The sequence below is a fragment of the Citrobacter sp. Cpo030 genome, assembly GCF_030333005.1.
GTDB classification, from domain to species: domain Bacteria; phylum Pseudomonadota; class Gammaproteobacteria; order Enterobacterales; family Enterobacteriaceae; genus Citrobacter; species Citrobacter portucalensis.
The window spans coordinates 1-24,899 of the sequence record NZ_JAOWGT010000050.1 but is presented as its reverse complement, the minus strand read 5'-3'; the positions used below and the strand labels follow the sequence as shown (position 1 = coordinate 24,899).

The following is a 24,899-nucleotide window of genomic DNA, read 5'->3' as shown; positions in this document are numbered from 1 at the left end:
TCACTCAATCAGGCGGCTGTGATCGCCACACGTTGTTCGCGGTTTAACCCCTGCAATGCAGAGACATCGACAATCAGCGCGACGCTGCCGTCGCCGAGGATCGTTGCAGCAGAAATACCTGGCACTTTGCGGTAGTTGCTTTCCAGGTTTTTGACCACCACCTGGTGTTGGCCAATTAACTGATCCACCAGCAGCGCATAGCGACGCCCTGCACTTTGTAAAATGACCACTATGCCCTGAGTCGCTTCAGTTTTAGCGCCTTCAACCTCAAAGACTTTCCACAACTCAACCAGCGGTAAATATTCGCCACGCACTTCCAGAACGCGCTCTCCTCCGGCCAGCGGATGGAGATCTTCTTCGCGCGGTTGCAGCGATTCCATAACGGCATTCAGTGGCAGAATGAAGACCTCATCGGCCACACGCACGGACATCCCGTCGAGGATCGCCAGCGTCAGCGGCAGCAGAATGCGAATAGTGGTCCCCTGTCCCTGTTTAGACTGGATCTCAACATGGCCGCCCATCTCCTGGATATTTCGCTTCACCACATCCATACCCACGCCGCGTCCGGAAACATCCGTCACCTGTTCGGCGGTCGAAAAGCCTGGAGCGAAGATCAGCATACCCACTTCGTCATCGCTCATGTTTTCGTGGATCGGCATGCCCTGAGAGACAGCTTTAGCCAGGATACGTTCGCGGTTCAGGCCAGCGCCATCATCGGTCACTTCAATACAAATATTCCCGCCCTGATGCTCCGCGGAAAGCGTCAGATTGCCGATTGGGCTTTTGCCGGATTCAAGGCGTTTTTCCGGCAATTCGATACCATGGTCGAGGCTGTTACGCACCAGGTGCGTCAACGGATCGATGATGCGTTCAATCAGGCTCTTATCGAGTTCGGTTGAGCTACCAACCTGCGTCAGCTCGACCTGTTTACCCAGCTTACCGGCCAGATCGCGCACCAGACGAGGGAAACGGCTGAAAACATACTCCATTGGCATCATACGAATAGACATCACCGACTCTTGCAAATCTCGGGCGTTACGTTGTAACTGACCCATACTGGTGATGAGATCGCCATGATTGACAGGATCCAGTTCGTTAGAGCGCTGGGCCAGCATCGACTGGGTTATCACCAACTCGCCAACCAGGTTAATAAGCTGATCAACCTTTTCAACCGCTACGCGGATACTGGTCGACTCGCTGGCGCGGGCGGGTTTTTCACGTTCCGCGCGGCTATGTGGTGCTTCACTGGTGGTAGCTTTCACCGCAGGTGCCACAGCAACCGGCTGCGGCCCAGTGACAACAGCTACCTCTTCAGCTTCAGCTGCCACAGGCGCTGCGCTGACGGTTTCGAATTCAATTTGGTCAGCTTCAATGACAAAGCAAAGCACCGCGATGATGTCATCTTCTGCGAGGTTGCCATCAAGCGTTGCTGATAACGTGTCGCTTCCTTTTACCACATCGGTTAAGGTCGCCAGATTCCCCAGTTCCTCTTCCAGTAAATCCACTTCGCTGGCTTTCAGGCGCGAGAGAGTAATGCGTTTTTTGCTCTCTTCACTGGCGGGTTCAGGCTTTGCAACCGCCTCTTCCTGCATCGCGGCGCTGTCAATAACGCTAAGTTTTGCTGGGTTGACAACTGCCGGTGCGGTTTCACCTTTCGCTTCGAGCGCTAACTGCCGTAACGCCTGGCAGATATACTCAAAACTGTCGGCATCAGGCTCCACTGAGCTTTTATAGGCGTCGAGCTGTTCCTGCATAATATCTTTCGTTTCCAAAAACAGGTTGATAATGTCGGCATTGAGCTGCATCTCGCCACGCCGCGCTTCATCCAGCAGGTTTTCCATCAGATGGGTCGTTTCCTGCAAAATGGTAAAGCCGAAGGTGCCCGCCCCGCCTTTAATCGAGTGCGCTGCACGAAAAATGGCATTCAGCTGTTCGGAATCCGGGGCTTCAGGAACCAAATCAAGCAGGTGTTGCTCCATATCAGCCAACAGTTCGTCAGCTTCATCAAAAAATGTCTGATAAAAATCGCTAATATCCATGCTCACGCTATCACCTCGGATTGGCTGGTGGCGATGTGGGAACGCTTACCGGCGGGAGTTCCGCTGGCCGTTGTAAGACACTTACCGGCTCATTCTGGCTTTCAGCGTTTTCATGCAAAATGGCCTCTTCTGCCTGCTTATTGAGAACCAGCAGGCTAATACGGCGGTTGATAGCGTCTTCAGGACCGCGATCGCTCAGACGCATCGTGGCGGCCATACCTACCACACGTAATACTTTTCCATCATCCAGACCGCCGCTAACCAGCTCGCGACGCGATGCATTTGCGCGATCGGCAGACAATTCCCAGTTGCTGTACCCTTTCTCACCATTCGCGTAAGGGTAATCATCCGTGTGACCGGAAAGGCTGATCCGGTTAGGGATCCCGTTGAGCACTGGTGCAATCGCGCGCAGGATATCGCGCATGTACGGCTCAACTTCAGCGCTACCGGTCTTAAACATCGGGCGATTCTGGCTGTCGATAATCTGTATCCGCAGACCTTCCTGAACTAAATCAATCTTTAAATGCGGACGCAGCGCTCGCAGTTTGGGATCGGATTCAATCAGTTGATCGAGATCGCCGCGAAGTTTGCTCAAGCGGCTCTGTTCCATACGTTTTCTCAGGTCATCAATATTCGGCTGCTTGTTCACCTCGCCCTGCTGCTGGGTGTAATCATCCCCGCCGCCTGGAATCGGGCTTTGGCTATTCGAAATACGATTTCCCCCAGTCACTGCGGTGGCCAGCGGTGTACGGAAATATTCGGCAATCTGGATCAATTCTTTAGGGCTGGAAATAGAAATGAGCCACATCACCAGAAAGAAGGCCATCATCGCGGTCATAAAATCGGCGTAGGCGATTTTCCACGAGCCATGCGCCCCACCACCGTGATTCTTATGCTTGCGTCGCTTTACAACGATAATGGGATGGGCCTGATTTTTCATGCGTCCTCGGTCGTCTGTTGCGCAGTTGGATTTCTCACCGCACGAACATGTTCTTCCAGTTCGATAAACGAAGGACGTTCGCTGGAATACAATGTTTTACGACCAAATTCAACGGCAATCGGCGGCGCGTAACCATTCAGATTGGAGAGCAGCGTTATCTTCACGCACTGCATCATTTTGGTTGTTTCAGCGCTTTTCTGTCGCAGAACGCTGGCAAGCGGAGAAATAAATCCATAGGCCAGCAAAATACCGAGGAATGTTCCCACCATCGCATGCGCTATCAACGCACCCAGCTCTGCTGCTGGGCGATCGGCAGAAGCCAGCGCATGCACAACCCCCATAACGGCCGCGACGATCCCGAATGCCGGTAGTGAGTCGCCGACCATCGCCAGACTATTCGCCGGGACTTCAGCCTCACTCTCATGAGTCTCAATTTCTTCGTCCATCAGCGCTTCAATTTCAAACGTATTCATGTTGCCGCTGATGATCAGGCGCAGATAATCGACAATAAAATCAAGCATTACAGCATCCGCAAGAATGCGCGGATAGCTGGCGAAGATTTCACTTTCTTTTGGGTTTTCGATGTCGCGCTCAAGCGAGAACATGCCCTGTTGACGTGACTTGGCCATCAGGCGATACAAGAGCGCCAGCAGATCCATATACATCGCTTTGGTGTATTTCGAACGACGGAAAAGCAACGGGATCGCTTTCATCGTCCCTTTGATGGCTTTCCCGTTATTGCCGACGATGAATGCCCCAATACCCGCACCACCGATAATCACCAGCTCAGCCGGTTGATAGAGTGCCCCAAGGTGTCCGCCGGTCATCATGTAACCGCCGAAAACTGTACCAATAACAACCAGGTAACCTAATAAGATAAGCACGACATCATCCTTTCGCAATTGACTATGACAGGATGCGCAGTCGGGCAATTAACGTAAGGTCAGGACAAAAAAAAGCAGCGGTAATTGCTTACCGCTGCTGGAGTGTTCATCCACACCGTATCAGTTAAACAGCCTGTTCGATCTGTTCATCCAGCAGTTGTGGAATAATATCGGCAGCATTCTGGGAAAGTTTACGTCTTTTTACGGCCCGTGATGGCGGTTGGCATAAACTACAGGCAAAGCTGCCTGCGGGTTGGTGTGCGTGGGTGATAAAATTCCCACCGCAACAATTGCATTGGGACAACTCCAGCAATCCGCTGTCGACAAATCGCACCAGCGTCCACGCGCGGGTTAACGCTAACAATGGCCCTTCTTCAGGCTGCGGACACTGCTCAAGATATAACCGATACGCCTTGATCACGGCATCCACGCCGCTACAGAGACCCGTTTTGAGCAGGAATTGCCATGCATTGCAAAACATCGACGCATGAATATTTTGTTCCCACGTCATAAACCAGTCGGTGGAAAACGGGAGCATCCCTTTTGGCGGAGGACTACCGCGTAATTCTTTGTACAGCTTGATTAATCGACCACGGCTTAATTGCGTTTCGCTTTCCAGCATTTGCAAACGGGCGCCCAATGTGATTAATTCCATTGCCAACTGGATATCACGCGCTTCCTGAACAATGCTTTTTTCGCTCATCATCAAGCCCTTTTCTTACGTGCTGCATCATCGATGTCGCTTAACAGGCGTGTTGAAAGCATGATACCAGTATGAATTTGCTGAAGATCGTCAACGCGGGAGTCTTGCGTCAGGCGAGTAACAGTCTGGTGATCGTCGAAACGGAAATGACATACCAGTTGGTTTGTTTCGGCCAGTTTGACCATTTGAGGAAGTGTTAATGTTGCCAACGTGTCCGCCATTTCCTCGCTGATACCAAGGCGAAACATCGCAGATGCTTTGTCCTGAACGATCAAACGCTGTGCAAGCAATAAATATGACAAATTGATGTCATAGATGTGTTTCAGCAACTCGGATGTATGCATTATTTGCATCCATAATAACCAACATTGTTTTCATGCGGTAAAACCGCACCCCGTGATGTCGCCGGGAAGGCCCGGTAAAAAAAAGCAAAAGGTCAAATACATAGCAGCGTGACGACACTTACGCGTTGTCTAAACATTCCCTTTTAAGAAGGCAGCGTCCCTTACAAGCTCACATCAATTCTTACAAATGTCTAAGATTTTTCCTAATTCGACGCAACTCTACCCGCCGTCAGTTACACATACAACGGAGCTATGCTGCGAATTTAAAGAATATGTGATCAAGATCACATAAACCAGCCAAACACTTAACATAAATCCATCAGCGTAGCTTTTACTTTGCTTATTTTTTACTCTGCCATCATCCATTTCAATTCCTGATGTACGAATATTCTTGCAATAAAAGCGAATAGTATTTTGTTCACATCCGTTAATATCACGCCGTGAAATAGCGAGCTGGATCACATATTTAACTCAAAAAACTTTTTTAATTAAATTCTTTATAAACAATAAGTTAAATATTTAGAGTGATTAATTAATACCGCGATGTGACGACCTTGCAAATGTTAATATATGTTTAATTTCTATTAACACATTGTTTTCATTAGCAGTGGGTTTCACTTAAGTAACTTGAACATATCTGCAACTAATATGAATCGATTATTCTATTTATAAGAATAATTAATGAATAATCATGATGACATTCACACTATGAAGGAAGGAAACGTTGCAGTATGGAGTAAGCTGAGTAAAGCTGAAAAGCCCTCTCATAATTCTTGAAAAAAAGGAGCGAGTTATGAGCTATTCGCACATTCTTGTTGCTGTTGCCGCCACCCCTGAAAGTCAGCAGTTGTTAGACAAGGCGGTTTCTATCGCTCGCCCTGTCAACGCCCGAATTAGCCTGATTACACTGGTCTCAGACCCCGAACTGTATAACCAGTTTGCTGCCCCCATGCTGGAAGACCTGCGTGAAGTCATGCAGGAAGAGACTCAGGATTTTATCGACAAACTTAGCAAAGAAGCAGAATACCCCATTGAACATACCTTTATTACCTATGGGGCTCTGAATGAACATATCCTGGATGTATGCCGCAAACACGCCGTTGATCTGGTCATTTACGGCAACCATAACCACAGTTTTTTTTCGCGCGCTGCCTGTTCAGCGAAAAGCGTGATTCATACCAGCCAGGTGGACGTTCTTCTGGTTCCGCTAGCTGGAGATTAATCCACGGTGCCACGACTTCATGCGAGTTTAGAACAGGAAGAGATATTGTCTGGCAGTTGGCATTGACTCCGACGCGGCGTGACCGTTTTAAGATCGCAAATGAACGTCGCCTGCCAGTTGTCGATATCGTTTTTAACGATAGTCTCAAGCATTTCAGCGTGGCGCGAGATACGTTCGGTAAGTGGCATCGTCAGCGCCTGGTTTAATGCGCCTGCCACTTCATCCCGGTCATAAGGATTAACAATAAGCGCAGAGGTTAGCTCGTTCGCCGCCCCGGCAAATTGCGATAAAACCAGCACGCCAGGGTTAGCAGGATCCTGTGCGGCCACAAACTCTTTCGCCACCAGGTTCATACCATCGCGCAACGGGGTCACCAACCCTACATCCGAGTAGCGGAAGATCTTCATCAGCAATTTACGATCAAAATACTGGTTCAGATAGTAAAGCGGCGTCCAGCCCAGTTGCCCATATTTGCCGTTGATTCGCCCTGCCTCTGTTTCCAGTTGGTGGCGAATATCCTGATAGGCCTGCACCTCTTCACGCGAGGTCGGTGCTATCTGCGTATAGCGAATTTTACCGTGGTGCTGCGGATAATGTTCCAGTAAGGCCTCATAGGCCTGAAAGCGCTCCGGCAAGCCTTTGGAGTAATCCAGACGCTCCACGGAGAAAATATTCTGCACATTTTTAAGCTCCGCTTTTAGCTGTGCCAGTTTTGGTGGCAGCGGACCGGACGCCTGTCGAGCAATCTCATCCGGTTCAATACCGATGGGATAGACCTGAGTGCGAAACGCTTTTCCCCATGCCTGGTGGTGCTTATCTTTATGCGTGGTCACCCGAGTCTGGGCTGCGAGACAGTCCAGAAAAGCCTGACGATCGTTTTCGGTCTGGAAACCAAGCAAATCAAAATCACACATTTGCTCAAGCAGCGCCAGATGTGGAGGGAGCGCATTAAAAATTTCCGGCGTCGGAAACGGAATATGCAGGAAAAAACCGATGCGATTGCGCACGCCGCGCTTACGTAACTCGCAGGCAAACGGCAACAGATGGTAATCATGAACCCAAATAATGTCGTCATCGCCAAGCAACGGCAGAAGTTTATCTACCAGTAAGGCATTAACCCGTTGGTAACCTTCCCAGGCAGAGCGCTGAAACTGAACTAAATCCAGTCGATAGTGAAACGCGGGCCATAAAACCGCATTTGAAAACTGGCAGTAATACTCTTCGTAATCTTGCTCACTCAAATTAAACGAGGCCCAGGTGATATTGCCACGCGTGACCTTTTTTAACGGTTTATCCTCATTACCTGTATCACCACTCCAGCCAAACCATAAACCACCAGCAGCTTTTAACGCGCCCAGTACACCGACCGCGAGCCCACCCGCGCTCCCTTTGTCATCTGGTGAGGCGATACGATTAGATACTACGACTAAACGACTCATAGCCACCTCTTCTGTTATTCGTTGCTTTCGGTTCTTGCTGCGAAGAGTTATTTTTCTCCAGCCAGTGCCAGACATCCCTGACGCCATCCAGACGCCATGTTGCCTGCGTCGGCCCGCTCCCTACCTTTACAGAAATACCGCCAGCGCGGTTAACTACAGCAAACCCTGTTTCATCTGTCAGATCATCACCGAAAAACACAGGGATCCGGCCAGCAAAAGGCGCTTCCTGCATAAATGCAGCTATCGCGTCGCCTTTATTGCTGCCCTTAGGCTTTATTTCCACGACACATTTTCCGTGCTGCAGAGCAAGCTGCGGCCATCTGCGCGTGATGCCTTCAGCCAGGGTAACCAGCGCCGCTTCGTGTTCGGGTGCCTGGCGATAATGCAACGCGAAGGCCATGCCTTTGGTTTCAAGTGTTGCCCCCGGTAACGTCACCAACGCTGCGTGTAATAACGCCCCGGCTTCACGTTCGATACCTTCAGGCAGGTTTACTATGTGCGTCTGACCATTGATGTCACGGCGTTCTGCCCCATGTACTCCGGCAAGCGGAAAACGAAACGGAGTAGTGAGTGCGTCAAGCTCAACCATTGAGCGCCCTGAAATCAATGCCAGCGCATCCGCATTCTGCGTCGCTAACTGATGTAGACATTGCAGGATTGTCTTCGGGACAACGACCTGGTCGGGAAAGGGTTTAATCTCAGCAAGTGTCCCATCGAGATCAAAAAAGTAAGCACAGTTTGCAGATTGTTCAGGGGGTAAAGTCAGTGATGCTGTCACCCGGTTATCCTCCTCATCATGGTCAGAACGCCACGCGGATCGCGGCATATAGATGATGTATGACGGATATAAGTATAGACAGTGTGACCATGCTCGCCATTTGAAAAAACAATCGCCAGCCGGGTAGCGGCTGGCGACGGGCAGAAGCTAGACTAAAAAGTTGGGGTTTAAATCATCAAACGGTACGCTTCGCTTTTTGCTTATAACGGTCGAAGATCACCGCCGCCAGCAGGATGAGGCCACGTACCACATACTGCGCGAACGGAGAGATATTCAGCAGGTTCATCGCATTCTCAACTGTACCCAGGATCAGCACCCCGGCCACCACATATGAGATTTTTCCGATGCCGCCTTTAAGCGAAACGCCCCCTAACACGCAGGCCGAAATAACGATCAACTCATAACCGATTGAGGTCATTGGCTGGCCGCTGGTCATACGCGATGCGAGGATAATCCCGGCAATGGCGGATACCAGACCGGAAAGAATAAAGATAATAATCTTGGTGCGAACAACCGGAACCCCAGCCAGGCGCGCCGCCTCTTCATTGCCCCCAATGGCCAGGGTATTACGCCCAAACGTGGTTTTGTTCAGCAGTAAGCCAAAGACAATGAAACAAACGACCGTGATCCAAATAGGCGCCGGCAGACCAAACCAGTTAGCATAGCCGAGTGTGAAGAAACGCTCGTCTTCAATCCCGACTGCCTTACCGTCGGAGATAATATAGGCCAGACCACGTACAATCTGCATTGTCGCAAGAGTCGTGATCAGGGCGTTAATTTTTAACCGCGCAATCACGAACCCATTCACCAGGCCACACAGAATACCGAGCAGCAGTCCGGCAGCCACACCAATCCACAGACTTTCGGTCATGTTAATGACTACGGCAGTGGTAACACCAGCACAGGCAATCACAGATGCGACAGACAGGTCGAAATCACCGGATGCCAGGCAAAACAGCATCCCGCAGGCAACCATACCCGACATCGATACCGCCAGCCCTAACCCCTTCATGTTGATGAAAGTCGCAAAGTTTGGCACAAAGAGGGAACAAACCAGGAACAGCACGGCGAACACCACCAGCATGCCGTATTGATCCCAAATGCGGCCCAGATTTAGCGCCGACTTCGCTGCGCCAGAACCCGATGTAGAAACGGAAGACATCATACTCTCCTTATTCAGGCTACAGCCTGGCTGACTTTAGGCATAGCAAGGCTCAACGCCTGGCGCTCATCCGCCTGTTCATGAAGTAACTCACCGGCAATTTCGCCTTCTCTCATCACCACAATACGGTCGGCGACACCGAGCACTTCTGGCAGGTCACTGGAAGCAAACAATACGGCCACACCGCGCGCTGCGAGGGCATAAATCACGTTGTAAATTTCATGCTTGGCGCCCACATCAATGCCGCGTGTAGGCTCATCCAACAAAATCACTTTCATCTCTTCCGATAACCAACGACCGAGGATAGCCTTCTGTTGATTCCCGCCGGAGAGGTTCATGATCAGTTGCTCTGCACCCGGCGTTTTGATGTTGAGTGAACGAATATGGTGATCGGCATTGGTCTCTTCCCAGCCGTTGTTGATCACGCATCCCCCCAGAACATGCTTACGCCGTGCACTAATGTTGATGTTGTTGCGCACTGAATGGACCGGAATGATCCCTTCGGCTTTGCGATCCTCCGGGCACAGCATCATACCCGCTTCAATGGCATGGCTTGGTTTACGGATATCGATAGGCTGTTCATCAATAAATACCTGGCCCGCCGTGATACGCGTACCGCCGAACAGCCCTTTCATTAATTCGCTACGTCCGGCCCCCACCAGGCCAAACAGCCCGACAATTTCACCGCTTCGCACAGATAAGCTGATTGGCGTACGCACGCCTGGAGCTTTGACTTCATGCAGCCGCAGACGCTCTGTGCCATACGGTCTGGATTTCCAGCCATAGATATCCCCGAGGTCACGCCCGACCATCGCCTGCACCAGCGCATCGTGATCGACCTGCTGCATGTCCGAGAACGTTTTGACGTAATGACCATCTTTAAACACAGTGATGGCATCGCTGAGAGCAAAAATCTCCTCCATACGGTGCGAAACGTACAGAATGATACGTCCTTCGTTGCGCAGCTCACGGATAACGCGAAACAGATTCTCAATCTCGCGAGCCGACAGGGAGCTGGTTGGTTCATCAAAGGCGATAATTTTGGCGTTTCGCGCCAGCGCTTTTGCAATCTCCACCATCTGCCACTGGCCAATGGAGAGGTATTTCAGTGGGGTATCGGGATCAATATCCATCCCCAGATGCTTCAGCTGGATTCCTGCTTCATAGTTCAGCAGCGAGCGGTTCACAATCCCGCCTTTGTGCGGTAACTGCCCTAAGTAAATATTCTCGGCAACGGTCATTTCCGGGACGAGATGCAGTTCCTGATAAATAATGGCGACACCGGCGTTGAGTGCGGCAGTGGTATCCGCGAACGAAACTTCCTGTCCGCGGATCGTCAGAGATCCCGTTGTTGGCGCATAGTTACCGCTGAGAATTTTTAAGAGTGTTGATTTCCCGGCGCCATTTTCGCCCATCAGCGCATGCACCTGTCCGGCATAGCAGTCGAAACTGATATCCGTCAGCGCCTTAACGCCCGGGAACGTTTTGCCAATGCCGCGAAATGAGAGATACGGGGTAGACTGTTGCATAACGTCTCCGTGAGTCAGGATTTTACCGGCCTGGAAAACCGCCGGACGTAGGCCCGGTAAGCACAGCGCCACCGGGCATTGCGCCGGAAGGCGGCTTCGCCTAATCCGGCCTACAACATCGCAGCACTTCTGTTACTTACCGCCTAAGCCTTTCTTCGCCAGCTCTTCTTTGAAGTTATCGCGGGTAATCAGCACCACATCTGTCACTTCAGTGAATGCCGGTGGCTCTGCACCTTTCGTTACCCAGTTGTAGAGCATTTCACTGGATTTGTAGCCGTGCACGTCCGGGCTTGGCAGCAGTGAACCGTAGAACCCGGTCGCTTCGCCTTTTGACAGTTCGCTCACCGCGTCAACGCCGTTGATCCCGATACCAATCACGTTTGGTGCTTTGAAGCCCTGCCCCTCGGTCGCACGTACGCCACCCAGCACGGTGTTGTCGTTCATGCCGACAATCAGCCAGTTTTTGACTTCAGGATGCTGAACCAGCATGGAGTTGGCGGCGTCAAATGCGCCGGGGATGTCATTCGATTTTGTTGGGACCTGGTAAATCTGTTTTTCCGGGAAGCCTGCGGCTTTAAGCGCTTCCATTGAACCAGAAGTACGACGACGTGCGGTATCCAGTTCGTTGGCGGTAATGGCCATTACGGCGGTGGATTTCACATCCCAACCGCGTTTTTGCATCTCCTTGTACAGCTCCTGGCCCTGGCGTTCACCAATTTTGGTTGCCGCCATCATCACCAGCGGCACGGTATCCATCGGCTTACCCTTAGCGTTGGCAAACTGGTCGTCGACGGCAATGACTTTCATATCGTAGCCACGCGCCTTAGCCATAATGGCTGGCCCCAGTTTTGGATCTGGCGTGCAAATCACAAACCCTTTTGCTCCACTTGCAGCCAGGCTGTCGATGGCGTTCAGGGTTTTCTCACCATCCGGAACGGCAATTTTAATCACCTCAAAACCAAGGTCTTTACCGGCTTTATCGGCAAATTTCCATTCAGTCTGGAACCACGGTTCTTCCGGCTGTTTGACCAGGAAACCGAGCTTCATGGATTCAGCGATAGCGGATTGTGACATAATGGCAGCCAGACCGATGGCAGCCAGCGCTTTAGTGAATTTGTGCATGGTTAACTCCAGCTTTAACGTTCTTTTATGTAGGGTAAAATCAGACGATTTTTTGTAATTCGGACGTAAAACAAGGCATTACCTTTTATTGATAAGATCAATGCCAGTGCTGAGAGTATTTTTAGCGGGAAATTGATTCTCCATAAGAGAGCGGCATCACACCACAGAATTACAGTAATTGCGTACATAAATTCAGCGGGAAATGACATAAAAAAACGCGGTTTTGTCGACGGGAAAAAAGAGAGATAGCAGATTAGTCCATAACATCAGCCAACGAATCCTTGTTCCCGAATACCGAAGCATTCGGGAGCACAATGATTACCATCTGTAATAAATGTGGTCAGCATGATCGCGAACCGGAATGTCATCTTCCAGCAGACGCGCTGAAAGCGTGAAAGCAAAATCGAAAATATGCCCTAACCCTTTGCCGCTAATAAGGTTGCCATCTTCAACAACCGGCGCATCAATATATTCTCCATCCACGACGTTTTGCCACAGATCTCCCGAACACACATAGCGGCGCCCCTTCAGCAGGCCGTTGCCGCCCAGCACACGCGCCGCCGCAGAACACACCGGGCAAATGAGTTTTCCTGCATCGTCATGGCGAGCGATAAACTGGATGACAGCCTCACTGGCGGCAAGGTTAACACTGCCCTGCGGCCCGCCGGGTAACACAACGGCATCATAAAGATCCGTCTGACGCGCAGCCAGCGTGCTGTCCGTCACCATCGGCACGTCATGGTAGCTCACCACCGCACGGGACTCGGCGCAGGCCAGTGTTTCAACTTCGATCTGCAGGCGGCGCAGAATATCAATGGTAACAATGGCTTCCGCCTCTTCAAAACCAGGTGCCAGTAGCACGGCAACCTTTTTCATACACACTCCTCGATTTTTCCAAATACACCAAACAATAAATGCCGAATCATTCAGGCGCTTAACTTTATTAATTTCCACAAAACTGATCTGGCGCAAAAAATTAGCCAGCAGATAGCGTTCACCGACGCGGGTCAATGGTGAAATTTCTTCATCCGAAGACCAGATAATCATCTGGCGACAGACAATACCTGATTGTGAAATTCCATTTCGTGATATGAAACATCATTTCATTATCAATATTTTACTTTAATCCCATAAATATCAATCTGTTATATTCACAACATTTATATGCACAAGCGGATAAATCACTAATATTGCTATGACAATATGTAAAAAATCATAAATACGCAGATTTAAGGATTTTCTTATGTCGGGACTGGAGTTATGCTGAATCTCGATCGGGAGCGAATATAATTCGTGATCACTAAAGGACCGGCGGAACGGATTTATTCTGCTAACAGTTTTAATTGTACGTAGTGGTGACGTGTAGCGGCAGCCCGTTGCACTGACGTTAGTAACGTACATCCCCCTTTCTGGAAATAAGGATATTGATATGGCTGCAGTTGGAATTGTTCATAAACTCAACACACAAATGAACCTCGAGTTCTACGCATCGAATCTTTACCTGCATCTCAGTGAATGGTGCTACGAACACAGCCTGACTGGCACCGCAACCTTTCTACGCACCCAGGCGCAAGGTAACGTGACTCAAATGATGCGTATGTTTAATTTTATGAAAAGTGCCGGGGCTAACCCTATCGTCAAGGCTATTGATGTTCCGGGTGATGAACTAACTTCCCTTGAAGAACTGTTTCAGAAAACGCTGGATGAATACCAACAGCGCTACAGCAAGCTATCACGCTTAACTAATGAAGCAGAAGCCTTGAATGATGCAACAACCATTGATTTTCTTCACGATCTGGAAAAAGAGCAGCAGCAGGATGGCGTGCTGTTACAGACGATTCTTGATGAAGTCCGCAGCGCTAAACGTGCGGGACTGTGCATGGCGCAAACCGATAAGCACCTTCTGAACGTCGTGAACTATCAACATCACTAATCTTCAATTTTCATCGTGTTAATGCCGGATAACGATGCGACGCACCTTATCCGGCTGGTGCTTAATTTTCTCTACGCTCACGCCTCTCATTCTGCGAGGCGCAAAAAAACCTTTCTAAAACCTGAAACAACGGTTTATTTTAGTGAGATTCATTCTGCGGCGTGAATTTCAACTCGATCAAGGCAACCGCTTTTTGTATTGCGCGCATAGTGACCGGATCGGCACCTGCAGGATGGCTGGAAAAGTCGATGCTTTTCAGCTGGCTGGACATTTTCTCCCGAACTTCTACTGGGGCAATAACATCAAGAACATCCAGAATCTGCTTGATAACCAGCTGACAGGCAACAACGTCCGAGAGCAGTTCCTGATCGGCATTCAGTGTTTGGGACATAGTGAGCTCCTTATAGAAAGGTCGTCATAGTACCCATTCAACGAACGAAACGATAGCCGCGCATGCCTTCCGAATGCGCTGAAAATAAAAATAGTTCCAGTCAGTTTCTTTTGAGATGGCAAGCACAACATGAGTGAACATTTTGCGGTTGAGAACAAACGCGGTCTATCCCCGGCGGCATTACTTGTTGCCGGGGCTTTCTTTATGGAGTTTATTGACGGCACGGTGATTGCCACCGCACTGCCCGACATGGCGAAAAGTTTTGGCGTGCAGGCAGTTGACCTAAACATAGGTATCAGCGCCTATCTGATCACCCTCGCGGTGCTGATCCCCGCCAGCGGCTGGATTGCGGATCGCTTCGGCGCCCGAAAGGTGTTTACCCTGGCGCTGGCGATATTTACTCTCGCCTCGGTCTTATGCGGTTTGTCCGAAAGCCTTGAGAGCTTTGTCGCCATGCGAATCTTACAGGGTGTAGGTGGCGCGCTAATGGTTCCGGTTGGCCGACTCGCGGTATTGCGTACCACGCCTAAACATCAGTTGATCACCGCTATTGCGACCCTGACCTGGCCCGCATTAGTCGCGCCCATCATTGGCCCTCCCCTTGGCGGATTCATTACCAGCTATGCCAACTGGCGTTGGATCTTCTTCATTAATGTACCGCTCGGAATACTGGCGATTGCGCTGGCGCTACGTTTTATCCCCGATATACATGACGACGAGCGCCGCCGATTTGATATAACGGGATTTATCGCAACCTCTGTTGCGATGGTGAGCCTGGTGTATGCCATGGAGTTACTGGGGACCCAACAGCCTCAGGGCTGGCTGACCGCCGGGCTTTTGGCGCTAGGAACAGTGACCTTTCTGTTCGCCCTGCATCATTTTCGCCGCACCGCCTGGCCAATGATTCGCCTTGATGCCATGAACGTCCCTACTTTTCGCGTCACCATGTATGGCGGATCGCTGTTTCGTGCCTCTATCAGCGCCGTGCCGTTTCTGCTGCCGTTAATGTTTCAGGTAGGTTTTGGCATGAACGCTTTTCACGCGGGTTCGCTGGTACTGGCGGTATTTGTCGGCAATCTGACGATTAAACCTGCCACCACACCGTTGATACGCTGGCTGGGCTTTAAGAAACTGCTGTTGATTAACGGTGCACTTAACGTTCTGGCGCTGCTGGCCTGTGCATTAATTACGCCACAGACCCCCGTGTGGATTATTTTGCTGGTGTTGTATCTGGGCGGCGTGTTCCGCTCAATTCAGTTTACCGGCGTCAGCACACTTGCCTTCGCGGACGTCCCCGCGGCACAAATGAGCTACGCTAATACGCTGTTCAGTACGGCGACACAATTAGCGGTGGGATTGGGCATTTCTTTAGCCGCTATTGGCATCCGCATTGGTGATGTGGTCAGTGAAAGGCTGGCATTGGGCAATATTCCGGGGATCAGTTTCCGGCTGGCCTTTGTCGCTATTGCCATTATTTGTCTGGTAGGTATGGTGGATACGCTGCGGCTCACCCGTGATGCAGGAAGCGCAGTATCGAACAAGAACAGGTAGCCCGGAGGGTGAACGCCGCCGGGCCAACAGGATTTAGCCAATCACTTCGCGTACAAACGCTTCGATTGCTTTGTCCTGGCAGTTTTCAAAGAAGCACTGCTGGAAGCGCGGGCCTGATACAGCGGTTTTCACCAGTTCAGGATCGATCGCGCGCAGCGTGTCCAGATAATTTTCTTTTACCACAGCCGCTTTCACCTGATTCAGAATACCGGCGTTACGCACCTGCGGCTCTTTACGCTCCGGTGGGTAGCCTTCACCGTTACGCCCGGTGAACGCTTTTTCAAACATATAGCGCACATTCAGCTCAGCACCCCAGCCAAAACCTTTGGCGAATGCCAGAGAAAGCGCGTTGCCGTTGTTAATCTGAGAGAACAAGAACGCATCTGCAGGATCGAGGCAATAACCACACACCACACCCGGATGGATATTCAGTGACATCATTGCCCCCTGGCCCGTACCGCAACCTGTAACAACAAAGTCTACAGCTTTGGAATTAAGCAGGATGCTGGCCATAATTCCTAAATGGATGTAGGTCAGATGATGATCATTTTCGTCGCTCATCCCAACGTTATAGACCGGAAAACCTTTCTCATCCGCAACGGCCTTAAGCTCGTTATGGATGATGGCGTTTTTGCTTGCCTGGCTGTTTTCCATCATCAATGCAATTTTCATTCTGTACTCTCCTGAATGCGCTGCGGTAGCCCGCTGAAAGTCATAACATTCAGCCACATTACTATTTTGCAATCACACTTTCAAATTTAATGAAATTTAGTTTTAAAAAACAAAGTTGCGCTCACATTCCTGTCTGAACAGTTCAGAATTGCCGCAAACAAATGACCTCGTTGTGATTAATCGCAGGTGATCTTCGGGCTATTCAAGCCATTGATGAGGGTCTCTGTATGCCATGATAGTGTATCTTCGAACTTTCAGAGCGATCTCATGAAGACTTTTATCCTGGCGCTTTTGCCGCTCATGCTGACAGGATGCACAATCACAAAACAGGCACAGGTCAGCGAAGCCAGCGCCATCACTGGTGTGGTTCGCCTGACTTATAATCAGGCCATGTTACAAACAGCACGTACCGATGACTACGTTACCCAAGGGACAGCCACCAAAGAGTGTCAGCGCCTGGGCTATGCCAGCGCAGAAGCGTTTGGTCAGCCGGTGTCAACCTGTAGCGTATATGCCGGTTCTTTATGTTTGAATACCAAAATTACGCTCGCGTGGCAGTGCCACGGCGTCGCGGTACCCCAGTCGCCTTCCTTGAGTTATTAATATTTCCGACCAGCACATTATTGCTGGTCTTCTGCCTTTTTATTATTTATTTCCTCTGTTTAATAGCGTTAATGCGTTTTATTCCCATTCGCATTTTTAATAAATAAATTTATTATTTTACCTTTTGCAAATAATTAAATAACAAATTATAGTGACGCCACGTCAATATATAATAACGTTTGTGGAGCAGAACCATGCTGAAAACAGAAATGATCGAGCAACTGAATGAGCAAATGAACCTTGAATTATATTCATCTCTGCTCTACCAACAGATGAGCGCGTGGTGCAGCTATCACAGTTTCGAAGGTGCCGCCGCATTTTTGCGCCGTCACGCTCAGGAAGAGATGACGCACATGCAGCGTCTGTTCGACTACCTGACCGATACCGGCAGTTTGCCGCGTATTAATACCGTTTCTTCACCCTTTGCTGAATATGCGTCTCTGGATGAACTGTTCCGTGTTACTTACGAACACGAGCAGCTAATCACCCAGAAAATTAATGAGCTGGCACACGCGGCAATGACCCACCAGGATTATCCAACCTTTAATTTCCTGCAATGGTATGTTGCCGAGCAGCATGAAGAAGAGAAATTATTTAAATCTGTTATTGATAAGCTGTCGCTGGCAGGAAAAAGTGGCGAAGGTCTTTATTTCATCGACAAAGAACTGGCTACGCTTGATACACAGAATTAATATTTTAGGGCAATGATGGCAGCCCGCCATCATTGCCCCTTGAAATCAGTGACGGCAGATCTTGCTTTCGTGCGTAGAGAAGCCGTCTTCTTTTGCAATAAACTTTCCCTTCGCCGCTAAAAACGCCACCAACTCGCCTGCTGTCATATCCGCCGCAGAACAAGTGTGAAAACGCGCCTGCTCGCCGAAACGTGCCGTAATCGCCGCTTCAAGGCTGGCATTTGAATACTGCTCGCCAGATTCAATCATCATGTTGAGCACTTCGTGACCGTGAATAGATTCCATACTACCTCCTTAATAAAGTCCGTAGCCTAATGTGAACCGCACATCGTCGCTTTGCGCTAACGCAGGTTTATCAGCAGATAAATGTCATTTGTTATACACCTTAACGGTCAAAGCATCGTAAACATTAATGTACAGCCATTGTAACGGTGATTTGACGAAAATAGCGTTTTGCCTTAATCTGCGCCGCAGATATAACCATTGATTATCTCTGGGACAGAGGAAAGCGTGAAAAACAGAACCCTGGGTAGTATTTTTATCGTGGCGGGAACCACGATTGGTGCCGGTATGTTGGCAATGCCGCTGGCTGCGGCAGGCGTGGGGTTTAGCGTCACGCTGGTATTGTTAGTCAGTCTTTGGGCGTTGATGTGCTACACCGCGCTGTTGCTGCTTGAAGTGTATCAACATGTTCCGGCAGACACCGGGCTGGGCACGCTGGCAAAACGTTATCTTGGTCGTTACGGACAATGGGTAACGGGCTTTAGCATGATGTTTTTAATGTATGCCCTGACGGCGGCGTACATCAGTGGTGCAGGTGAACTGCTGGCTTCCAGCATCAGTGACTGGACCGGAACAAATGTATCCCCGACAACAGGCGTACTGCTGTTCACCTTTGTTGCCGGTGGCGTGGTTTGCGTTGGGACCTCGCTGGTCGATCTGTTCAACCGTCTGCTATTCAGTGCCAAGATAATCTTCCTGGTGGCGATGCTGGCTCTGTTAATGCCGCATATTCATAAAGTGAACCTGCTTACGCTGCCGCTGCAACAGGGGCTGGCGCTCTCCGCGATCCCGGTCATATTCACCTCGTTCGGTTTTCACGGCAGTGTTCCCAGTATCGTCAGCTATATGAATGGTAACATCCGTAAACTGCGTTGGGTGTTTATTACGGGTAGCGCTATTCCGCTGGTCGCCTATATTTTCTGGCAACTGGCGACGCTTGGCAGCATTAACTCGACAACGTTCATGGGGCTATTAGCCAACCACGCAGGCTTAAATGGCTTATTGCAGGCATTGCGTGAAGTCGTGGCTTCGCCGCACGTCGAACTGGCGGTGCATCTGTTTGCTGACCTCGCGCTGGCGACCTCTTTCCTCGGCGTTGCATTGGGATTATTTGACTACCTGGCCGACCTCTTCCAGCGCCGCAATACCGTAGCGGGAAGAATGCAAACCGGCGCGGTGACCTTCCTGCCGCCGCTGGCATTCGCGCTGTTCTATCCGCGTGGTTTTGTCATGGCATTAGGGTATGCGGGCGTTGCCCTGGCGGTGCTGGCGCTGCTCATTCCCTCGATGCTGGCCTGGCAGAGCAGAAAACATAATCCGCAGGCCAACTACCGCGTAGCAGGCGGTGCTCCGGCGCTGGCGCTGGTATTTTTGTGCGGCATTGTGGTGATAGCAGTACAGTTTTCTATTGCAGCAGGATTACTACCAGAAGTGGGTTAAAACAAAGGGGCTTTCGCCCCTTTCTGTTAGTGCAAACAGCACTGCTTATATTTCTTGCCGCTGCCACACGGACAAGGGTCATTTCGCCCTACTTTGGCATCCACTTTCACCGGTACTTTGACCGGCGTTTCCTGAGGATGCGCCATCCAGTAAGCATGCAGGTCCAGCGCTGCCAGGCGGATGGCATCGACGCTCTCTTCAAACGCTTCCGGCGTTAGTTTCTCAACCACCGCAAAGTTCTCTTCCGTACCGTGCAGCGCAATAGCTTCAAGTGCTGGTTTTAACGTGTCCGGTAACGCGGACCAGTCTGACAGTGCGACGCCGCGCATATAACCAAAGCACCACTCTTCAACGATGGTCAGTTCATGCTCGTCAATTTCACGTAAACCAAACAGCGGCTCAAACTGCTCAGGATATTCATCCAGACGATCGGCCGTATCCGCCATATGTTGAAACGCCAGGTTCATGAAACGCGTCATTTCTTTTTCGGAAGACCAGCGAGGGACATACTGCGCGCCGCCCCAAATCGCGACCAGCCACTGCTCTGGTTCAATTTCATACGGTGAGCTCAGCACCGCCGTCAGCAAACCATCCAGTTCTGACACATCCAGAATAGCCTTGTCCGTATTGTACTTAGTCAGTACATCATCCAGCCATTCCAGTTCGCTCTCGTTTAATGGTCCCGTTTTCATAACGCTTTTCCTTAGTCAAAAAATCTTGCCTGTGATCATCCTACATGGCTGGAGGGATAACAGATACAAATGGGCATATGCGGCATACAGCTGCCGCCTGTTCAGGTTAACAGGAAACGAGGGGAATTCCGGAAGTTAACGCACAAAAGAGAACACTAAGCCGCCGGGCATCATACCGGGAAAAAACAATAAAACCACCCGCAGGTGGTTTACTGTCGTTCAATACGGTTGAGCGTTGCGGTATAGCCCGTTTTCGCTACCGCGTTAAGTAAAGTATCGGTTGGGAAACCTTCCGGTACAATCGCTTCTGCTTGTCGGGTTTTTAGGGAGGATTTTGCTTTAATCACACCGTCGGTTTCACGTAGCGCCTGATTGACCGAAATAACGCACAGCGAGCAGGTCATATTTTGTATATCCAGCACCACTTTTTGATTGGCCGCCTGGGCCCACAGCGGCAGCAACAAGCATGCAACTAATGTGAAGATTTTCATTCAAATACCTCATAAAACCAGGCAACGAGCGTTGGATAAAATAGCACCGGCAAAATCAACGCCAACGCGCACCAGTAGAGAATGCGCGCTTGCTTCAGCGTTAACCACCCGGAGCACCACAGTCGTTTGGAAAAATAGAGCCGCCAGAAAACGCGCAGTAATAAACCCAATGACACCAGCATCAGGGGAATTCGCAAGAACTCGAACCGGGTGAAGACAGCAAAGCTCGCCGCCGAAATACCAAACAACAGATAGAGCAGCGGTCCAACGCAGCATAAGCCAGCGGTGACGGCAGCCGCCGCGGCCGTCAACAGGGTGAGTCCCGCCCCTTTAGCGTTGTTCTGTGGCGACATAGCTGTAGGAGAACGCTTTAGGATCATAGAAATTGATCGGGTCACCATCGACTTCAGCGTAAGGATAGCCAAAGTTGTTCATGGCTCCCTGCTCCGTTGCCGGATACAGCTCGAAATCACGCCCGTAGTTGAATCCAACCCAGTTCATTTCCCAGTTACCAAACAGGTAAGTGTTTACCGCCTGGACATCGGCGTCCTGATGCGACTTTTTCTCTGCCAGACGCATTTTGGTCACATCAGCAGGATCGCACGGTAACCAGCCGTAACCGGCCAGATAGAATTCGGCGCGACAATGTTGTCCGCCACTCACATCAGCGACACCTGCACTGTCAGCTTTGCCAAAAGCGCTTTTCGAGTAGCGTTCGAGCTTATTGGCTTTGCCCAGACGGATGCCAAACAGTTCGCGCGCTGGAATGCCGCTGGCCCGCGCCAGAGCCACAAAAACGGAGCTCATGTCGGTGCATTTTCCTTTGAGCTTACCGCTTTTTAAGATCTCCGCCACATCCCCCGTGCCGCAGCCGATGACGTCGTTATCGCGCTCCATATGGCTACTCACCCACTCGTAAATCAGGCGCGCTTTTTTCAGCGGATCCTGCTCATTACCGGTAATTTTACGTGCGGTTTCCAGAACCTGCCCATCAACTGGGGTATGTGTCGTCGGCAGCAGGTACGGTTTTACATCCAGCGGATAAATAATCTGCTCCGGCGCTTGCCAGGTTTTCAGCGCGTCCTGCTTCAGCGGCTCCCAGTCGGCGGTTTCAATGTCGATATCAACGTTAATCAACAGTTCGCCCTGCGAGTCAGGCCAGGTGGCAAACAGCGTTTTCGCGCCATAAGTATTATTAGTGGTAACGTACGCCTGCTTGTAGTTTCCGCTAAAGGCAAGCGCCGTCATTTGTTGAAACGCGGTATCTACCGGAAGCGGGATCCACAGTTTTACCACGCCGCTCGACCCCTTAGGAGGGTTAAGTTTATATGTCTGGGATAATACAAAGCGCCGACGCACGGCTGGTGCAACGGATGGCTCAGCGGCGTGAACCGTCTGGCTAATAACCGCAGGACCGACTAAACCGGCGGCGGAAAGGAGAACGCTATTTTTGAGAAATTGTCGACGTTGCATTGCTGTCTGTCCATGTTATAAGAGTTGAGCTACGGCTAAGAAGGTAAAAACCGTATGCGATCATCACAGCAGACAGACGCTGACATAAAAAGGTGAGCCGATGGAGGTTATTCATCAATAACAGACCTGTTAACTGTGAATGAAATAAGAAACTGCGCGACAGATAGTAAGCCATAGACAGGCAAAAAGTACAGCCGTGAGGGCGAGTTCAGAAAATATAGACATTCGTTGCAAGCTTACGGGCTAGCCCTCTGGCCCCTTCGCGCATAACCATATCGTGATTCCAGCGAAAAACGGGTGCCGCCAGCGGAGCCAGGTAATTCATCCAGCGAATCGTGGTGCGAACATTCCAGTCATATCTGACGATGGTTTCTTCGCCACTGGCAGAAAAAGACCACACGCCTCGCCCTTCAACCGCCCCGCTGGCTTGCCCCTCAAGCAGCGAGCAGGGCAAAATATTCAACACGTTGATGTCAAAGGTTAAGCGATAAGGAAGCGCTCCTTTCCAGGTATAACGATGCAGCGCCCCAATGCCCTGTATATCACCTTTTTTAATCTCAACAATGCGTTCCAGACTTTCCCACCATTCAGGCCACTGATCGGGATGAGAAAAAACATCCCATACCTCCTGAATAGAAGCCTCAACCCGCCAGACAGTGGAAAACCGATAGTTAGCCATAATACAGACTCCCTCAAGGCGAGAAGAAATTGGCGGGAAAACGGATGTTAATGACCATAGCATCCAGAAGCACGGTTTCTAATCGCTGCTCATCTGGCGCATAGCTGATCACTTTGGCAGGGAGTCCGTGATAATTATCCAGCCAGACGTCATAACGATGTACTCCATCAATCACCATTGTTCCAGGCCCAACCACAGATACGTGCATTGTCGCCCGTCCTGCAAGGTTTTCCTTACCAACTGTGGTTGTTGTCCCTTCGCGTTGCAGATGACGAATATTGCCCAACAACACGCCGATATCAGAGCGATCCACCCGATGACCACGCTCATCCTGGATCAATGAATTAGTAGGCGACAGGTGCAAAATGGGCAATGTACCCACACCAAATGGCCATAACGTCACTTTACCGCTGACAGGATTAAAGATAAGCACCGCACCTGAATGCGGTTGGGTAAAATCCATCCGCACATACCCAGGCTTTTGAAAGCTATAGCGAATAATTTTGCTTTCATCGGATGGCGACGAGGAGCGCATCATAACCTGATAAGACCTCAGGTTATTAAATGACTGTTGAGAAAATGCGATGGGATCCGTAGCCCTGGCATTCTGCGAAAAGATATCTTCTTTTTCCACCGAATATGCTGCACCACTAAGGGTGAGCAATGCTGCGAACATGACTATCGGAAAAGATGAAATGTTCATAGCAGCCCCCTGAACCAGCACTGTCTGCAAACAGAAGTAATCACCTGTTGACTGTTTTTATTATAGTTCTTAACTGCGCAGCACTACTCTTCCGGTCTTTTAAATACAGTATGGACAGCAGGTTTAAAATATTGGTTTTCTTTTCAGTTAAGATGACAACATAAAGCTATACTTTAATAGCCATGCTTTTTATAGGTATTAATCATGAAACTGCCATCGGTATTTTCATGCGCCGTTCTCATATTACTGCTGTTGGCGTCATCGTCTGCCACAGCCAGCGCGTTACAAAACCAGGCCGTCAGAGAGCAAGAGTTGAGCGCGGCACTTCGAGCTGGTAATGGTGTGTTCATCATTGGCGGGACGGGTGATTTCGCTTTCACGTTCAGGGCACGAAACCGAATCCACAGACAGCTGGCGATACAGGATGGCTTTGGCGATCCCATCCTGATGAATGGTTTCCAGGACCACAACTATAATCCCGCCCGCGATGGGTTTATCAACAACCCTGCCCGAGGGGGCTTTATGTTTAACGCGCCGATTCGGCGTTAGCAATAGTGAGTTCTATGACTTGTAAAAAACAGGCACAAAAAAACCACCCGTAGGTGGTTTCACGACACTGCTTATTGCTTTGATTATTCAGTTCTTTCCCATGGTACCCGGAGTGGGACTTGAACCCACACAGCGCGAACGCCGAGGGATTTTAATTCTACGCAGGATCAATGAGTTATATATCAACTCATTGCAATGCTTTGCAGCGATTGATTATCCATCTTTGCAGTAGTTAGCAAAACAAAGATAGCCATAGATAGCCTTTAGCACAGAAACTGCACAGACGGGCATGATCACCAACCAAGTCCCTACATACACAGAGCATTGCGCCAATTAAAGTTTAGCAAGACTCCAATCTAACTATCGCTTTAAATCAATCAACGGCAGCAGCCTTCTGCGCATTACCTTGTTCATCAAAAGTAACTGCGAGTCGCAATTTTCCATTAGAGGAAAGTATCTTACGTTGATTATCCTTTAACTTAAGGTGACTACTTTCAAAACATTGCTTGAATCGCCACGGGTTTAACAGACACCTCAGAGTCATTTAAGATGGCTTAAAGAGAGGTGCCCATGAGCGGTAAGCGTT

Annotated in this window: 27 protein-coding genes; 7 read left to right on the top strand and 20 right to left on the bottom strand. The window is 50.0% G+C overall.

What is annotated here, in order from left to right; translation table 11 throughout:
* Positions 1-8: 8 nt before the first annotated feature.
* The 5 genes from cheA to flhD all read right to left on the bottom strand — a co-directional run bounded on the left by cheA (position 9) and on the right by flhD (position 4,910).
* Entirely contained in the window at positions 9-2,045 is a 2,037-nt protein-coding gene (gene cheA, locus OGY37_RS07970) for a chemotaxis protein CheA (RefSeq protein WP_148361847.1), read from the bottom strand.
* Positions 2,046-2,049: 4 nt separating this feature from the next.
* Entirely contained in the window at positions 2,050-2,979 is a 930-nt protein-coding gene (motB, locus tag OGY37_RS07965) for a flagellar motor protein MotB (RefSeq protein WP_003034631.1), read from the bottom strand.
* On the bottom strand, positions 2,976-3,863 hold the full coding sequence (gene motA / locus OGY37_RS07960) for a flagellar motor stator protein MotA (RefSeq protein WP_003034628.1): 888 nt from the start codon (positions 3,861-3,863) through the stop codon (positions 2,976-2,978). Before motA ends, motB begins: the two co-directional genes overlap by 4 nt.
* Positions 3,864-3,987: 124 nt before the next feature.
* Positions 3,988-4,572 (bottom strand): flagellar transcriptional regulator FlhC, encoded by a 585-nt coding sequence (gene flhC / locus OGY37_RS07955; RefSeq protein WP_008785071.1) that lies wholly within the window; start codon positions 4,570-4,572, stop codon positions 3,988-3,990.
* Positions 4,569-4,910 carry a flagellar transcriptional regulator FlhD gene (gene flhD, locus OGY37_RS07950; protein WP_003034622.1) on the bottom strand — a complete coding sequence of 114 codons (342 nt, stop codon included), beginning with the start codon at positions 4,908-4,910 and terminating at the stop codon, positions 4,569-4,571. The genes flhC and flhD overlap by 4 nt, the downstream gene beginning before the upstream one ends.
* A 793-nt stretch (positions 4,911-5,703) precedes the next feature.
* Here flhD and uspC point away from each other — a divergent pair.
* Complete coding sequence (gene uspC, locus OGY37_RS07945; RefSeq protein WP_063940887.1) at positions 5,704-6,132, top strand: universal stress protein UspC; 429 nt, start codon at positions 5,704-5,706, stop codon at positions 6,130-6,132.
* Positions 6,133-6,149: 17 nt separating this feature from the next.
* On the opposite strand, the gene otsA is transcribed toward uspC, so the two are convergent.
* The 6 genes from otsA to OGY37_RS07915 all read right to left on the bottom strand — a co-directional run bounded on the left by otsA (position 6,150) and on the right by OGY37_RS07915 (position 13,038).
* Positions 6,150-7,571, bottom strand: a complete 1,422-nt coding sequence (gene otsA, locus OGY37_RS07940; RefSeq protein ID WP_003833894.1) for an alpha,alpha-trehalose-phosphate synthase — start codon at positions 7,569-7,571, stop codon at positions 6,150-6,152.
* Positions 7,546-8,397: a trehalose-phosphatase gene (gene otsB / locus OGY37_RS07935; protein WP_407599951.1), complete on the bottom strand. Its 852-nt coding sequence runs from the start codon at positions 8,395-8,397 to the stop codon at positions 7,546-7,548. The genes otsA and otsB overlap by 26 nt, the downstream gene beginning before the upstream one ends.
* A gap of 127 nt (positions 8,398-8,524) precedes the next feature.
* Entirely contained in the window at positions 8,525-9,511 is a 987-nt protein-coding gene (araH, locus tag OGY37_RS07930; protein WP_003034609.1) for an L-arabinose ABC transporter permease AraH, read from the bottom strand.
* Between the two features lie 14 nt (positions 9,512-9,525).
* Complete coding sequence (gene araG / locus OGY37_RS07925; protein ID WP_126317812.1) at positions 9,526-11,040, bottom strand: arabinose ABC transporter ATP-binding protein AraG; 1,515 nt, start codon at positions 11,038-11,040, stop codon at positions 9,526-9,528.
* A gap of 132 nt (positions 11,041-11,172) precedes the next feature.
* The gene (locus OGY37_RS07920) at positions 11,173-12,162 is read right to left on the bottom strand and encodes an arabinose ABC transporter substrate-binding protein (RefSeq protein WP_003833897.1); all 990 of its coding nucleotides are present in this window, start codon (positions 12,160-12,162) and stop codon (positions 11,173-11,175) included.
* 318 nt (positions 12,163-12,480) lie between these two features.
* On the bottom strand, positions 12,481-13,038 hold the full coding sequence (locus tag OGY37_RS07915; protein ID WP_126317811.1) for a DJ-1/PfpI family protein: 558 nt from the start codon (positions 13,036-13,038) through the stop codon (positions 12,481-12,483).
* Between the two features lie 553 nt (positions 13,039-13,591).
* Between OGY37_RS07915 and OGY37_RS07910 the strand changes: the two genes are divergently transcribed.
* Positions 13,592-14,095 (top strand): non-heme ferritin-like protein, encoded by a 504-nt coding sequence (locus tag OGY37_RS07910; protein ID WP_003034597.1) that lies wholly within the window; start codon positions 13,592-13,594, stop codon positions 14,093-14,095.
* A gap of 139 nt (positions 14,096-14,234) precedes the next feature.
* Here the strand turns inward: OGY37_RS07910 and OGY37_RS07905 are convergent, their stop codons facing one another.
* Positions 14,235-14,486, bottom strand: a complete 252-nt coding sequence (locus OGY37_RS07905) for a DUF2766 family protein (RefSeq protein ID WP_003034595.1) — start codon at positions 14,484-14,486, stop codon at positions 14,235-14,237.
* Positions 14,487-14,615: 129 nt separating this feature from the next.
* On the opposite strand from OGY37_RS07905, the gene OGY37_RS07900 reads away from it, so the two are divergent.
* Positions 14,616-16,037, top strand: coding sequence for an MFS transporter (locus OGY37_RS07900; protein ID WP_286620523.1), 1,422 nt, complete (start codon positions 14,616-14,618; stop codon positions 16,035-16,037).
* A 33-nt stretch (positions 16,038-16,070) separates the two neighbouring features.
* Here OGY37_RS07900 and OGY37_RS07895 read toward each other — a convergent pair whose 3' ends face one another.
* The gene (locus tag OGY37_RS07895; RefSeq protein ID WP_003034591.1) at positions 16,071-16,709 is read right to left on the bottom strand and encodes an RpiB/LacA/LacB family sugar-phosphate isomerase; all 639 of its coding nucleotides are present in this window, start codon (positions 16,707-16,709) and stop codon (positions 16,071-16,073) included.
* Positions 16,710-16,976: 267 nt separating this feature from the next.
* On the opposite strand from OGY37_RS07895, the gene yecR reads away from it, so the two are divergent.
* The gene (gene yecR, locus OGY37_RS07890) at positions 16,977-17,312 is read left to right on the top strand and encodes a YecR family lipoprotein (RefSeq protein ID WP_149282011.1); all 336 of its coding nucleotides are present in this window, start codon (positions 16,977-16,979) and stop codon (positions 17,310-17,312) included.
* 194 nt (positions 17,313-17,506) lie between these two features.
* On the top strand, positions 17,507-18,004 hold the full coding sequence (gene ftnA / locus OGY37_RS07885) for a non-heme ferritin (protein ID WP_125112500.1): 498 nt from the start codon (positions 17,507-17,509) through the stop codon (positions 18,002-18,004).
* 45 nt (positions 18,005-18,049) lie between these two features.
* Here the strand turns inward: ftnA and OGY37_RS07880 are convergent, their stop codons facing one another.
* Positions 18,050-18,289, bottom strand: coding sequence for a YecH family metal-binding protein (locus OGY37_RS07880; RefSeq protein WP_003034586.1), 240 nt, complete (start codon positions 18,287-18,289; stop codon positions 18,050-18,052).
* A 225-nt stretch (positions 18,290-18,514) separates the two neighbouring features.
* Between OGY37_RS07880 and tyrP the strand changes: the two genes are divergently transcribed.
* Positions 18,515-19,726: a tyrosine transporter TyrP gene (gene tyrP, locus OGY37_RS07875; RefSeq protein ID WP_148361841.1), complete on the top strand. Its 1,212-nt coding sequence runs from the start codon at positions 18,515-18,517 to the stop codon at positions 19,724-19,726.
* Between the two features lie 26 nt (positions 19,727-19,752).
* Here tyrP and OGY37_RS07870 read toward each other — a convergent pair whose 3' ends face one another.
* The 6 genes from OGY37_RS07870 to OGY37_RS07845 all read right to left on the bottom strand — a co-directional run bounded on the left by OGY37_RS07870 (position 19,753) and on the right by OGY37_RS07845 (position 23,764).
* Complete coding sequence (locus OGY37_RS07870; RefSeq protein WP_003034581.1) at positions 19,753-20,418, bottom strand: YecA/YgfB family protein; 666 nt, start codon at positions 20,416-20,418, stop codon at positions 19,753-19,755.
* Between the two features lie 209 nt (positions 20,419-20,627).
* A complete protein-coding gene (locus OGY37_RS07865) occupies positions 20,628-20,909 on the bottom strand; it encodes a heavy-metal-associated domain-containing protein (RefSeq protein WP_149385221.1) in 282 nt (93 codons plus the stop codon).
* Positions 20,906-21,262, bottom strand: a complete 357-nt coding sequence (locus OGY37_RS07860) for a hypothetical protein (RefSeq protein ID WP_079939955.1) — start codon at positions 21,260-21,262, stop codon at positions 20,906-20,908. Before OGY37_RS07860 ends, OGY37_RS07865 begins: the two co-directional genes overlap by 4 nt.
* Positions 21,240-22,382, bottom strand: a complete 1,143-nt coding sequence (locus OGY37_RS07855; protein WP_149282013.1) for a transglutaminase-like domain-containing protein — start codon at positions 22,380-22,382, stop codon at positions 21,240-21,242. Before OGY37_RS07855 ends, OGY37_RS07860 begins: the two co-directional genes overlap by 23 nt.
* Positions 22,383-22,590: 208 nt before the next feature.
* The gene (locus OGY37_RS07850) at positions 22,591-23,061 is read right to left on the bottom strand and encodes an SRPBCC family protein (RefSeq protein WP_286620521.1); all 471 of its coding nucleotides are present in this window, start codon (positions 23,059-23,061) and stop codon (positions 22,591-22,593) included.
* 13 nt (positions 23,062-23,074) lie between these two features.
* The gene (locus tag OGY37_RS07845) at positions 23,075-23,764 is read right to left on the bottom strand and encodes a LolA family protein (RefSeq protein WP_003833917.1); all 690 of its coding nucleotides are present in this window, start codon (positions 23,762-23,764) and stop codon (positions 23,075-23,077) included.
* A 204-nt stretch (positions 23,765-23,968) separates the two neighbouring features.
* Here OGY37_RS07845 and OGY37_RS23390 point away from each other — a divergent pair, with 204 nt between their 5' ends.
* Entirely contained in the window at positions 23,969-24,313 is a 345-nt protein-coding gene (locus tag OGY37_RS23390) for a hypothetical protein (protein ID WP_003833919.1), read from the top strand.
* Positions 24,314-24,899: the final 586 nt, after the last annotated feature.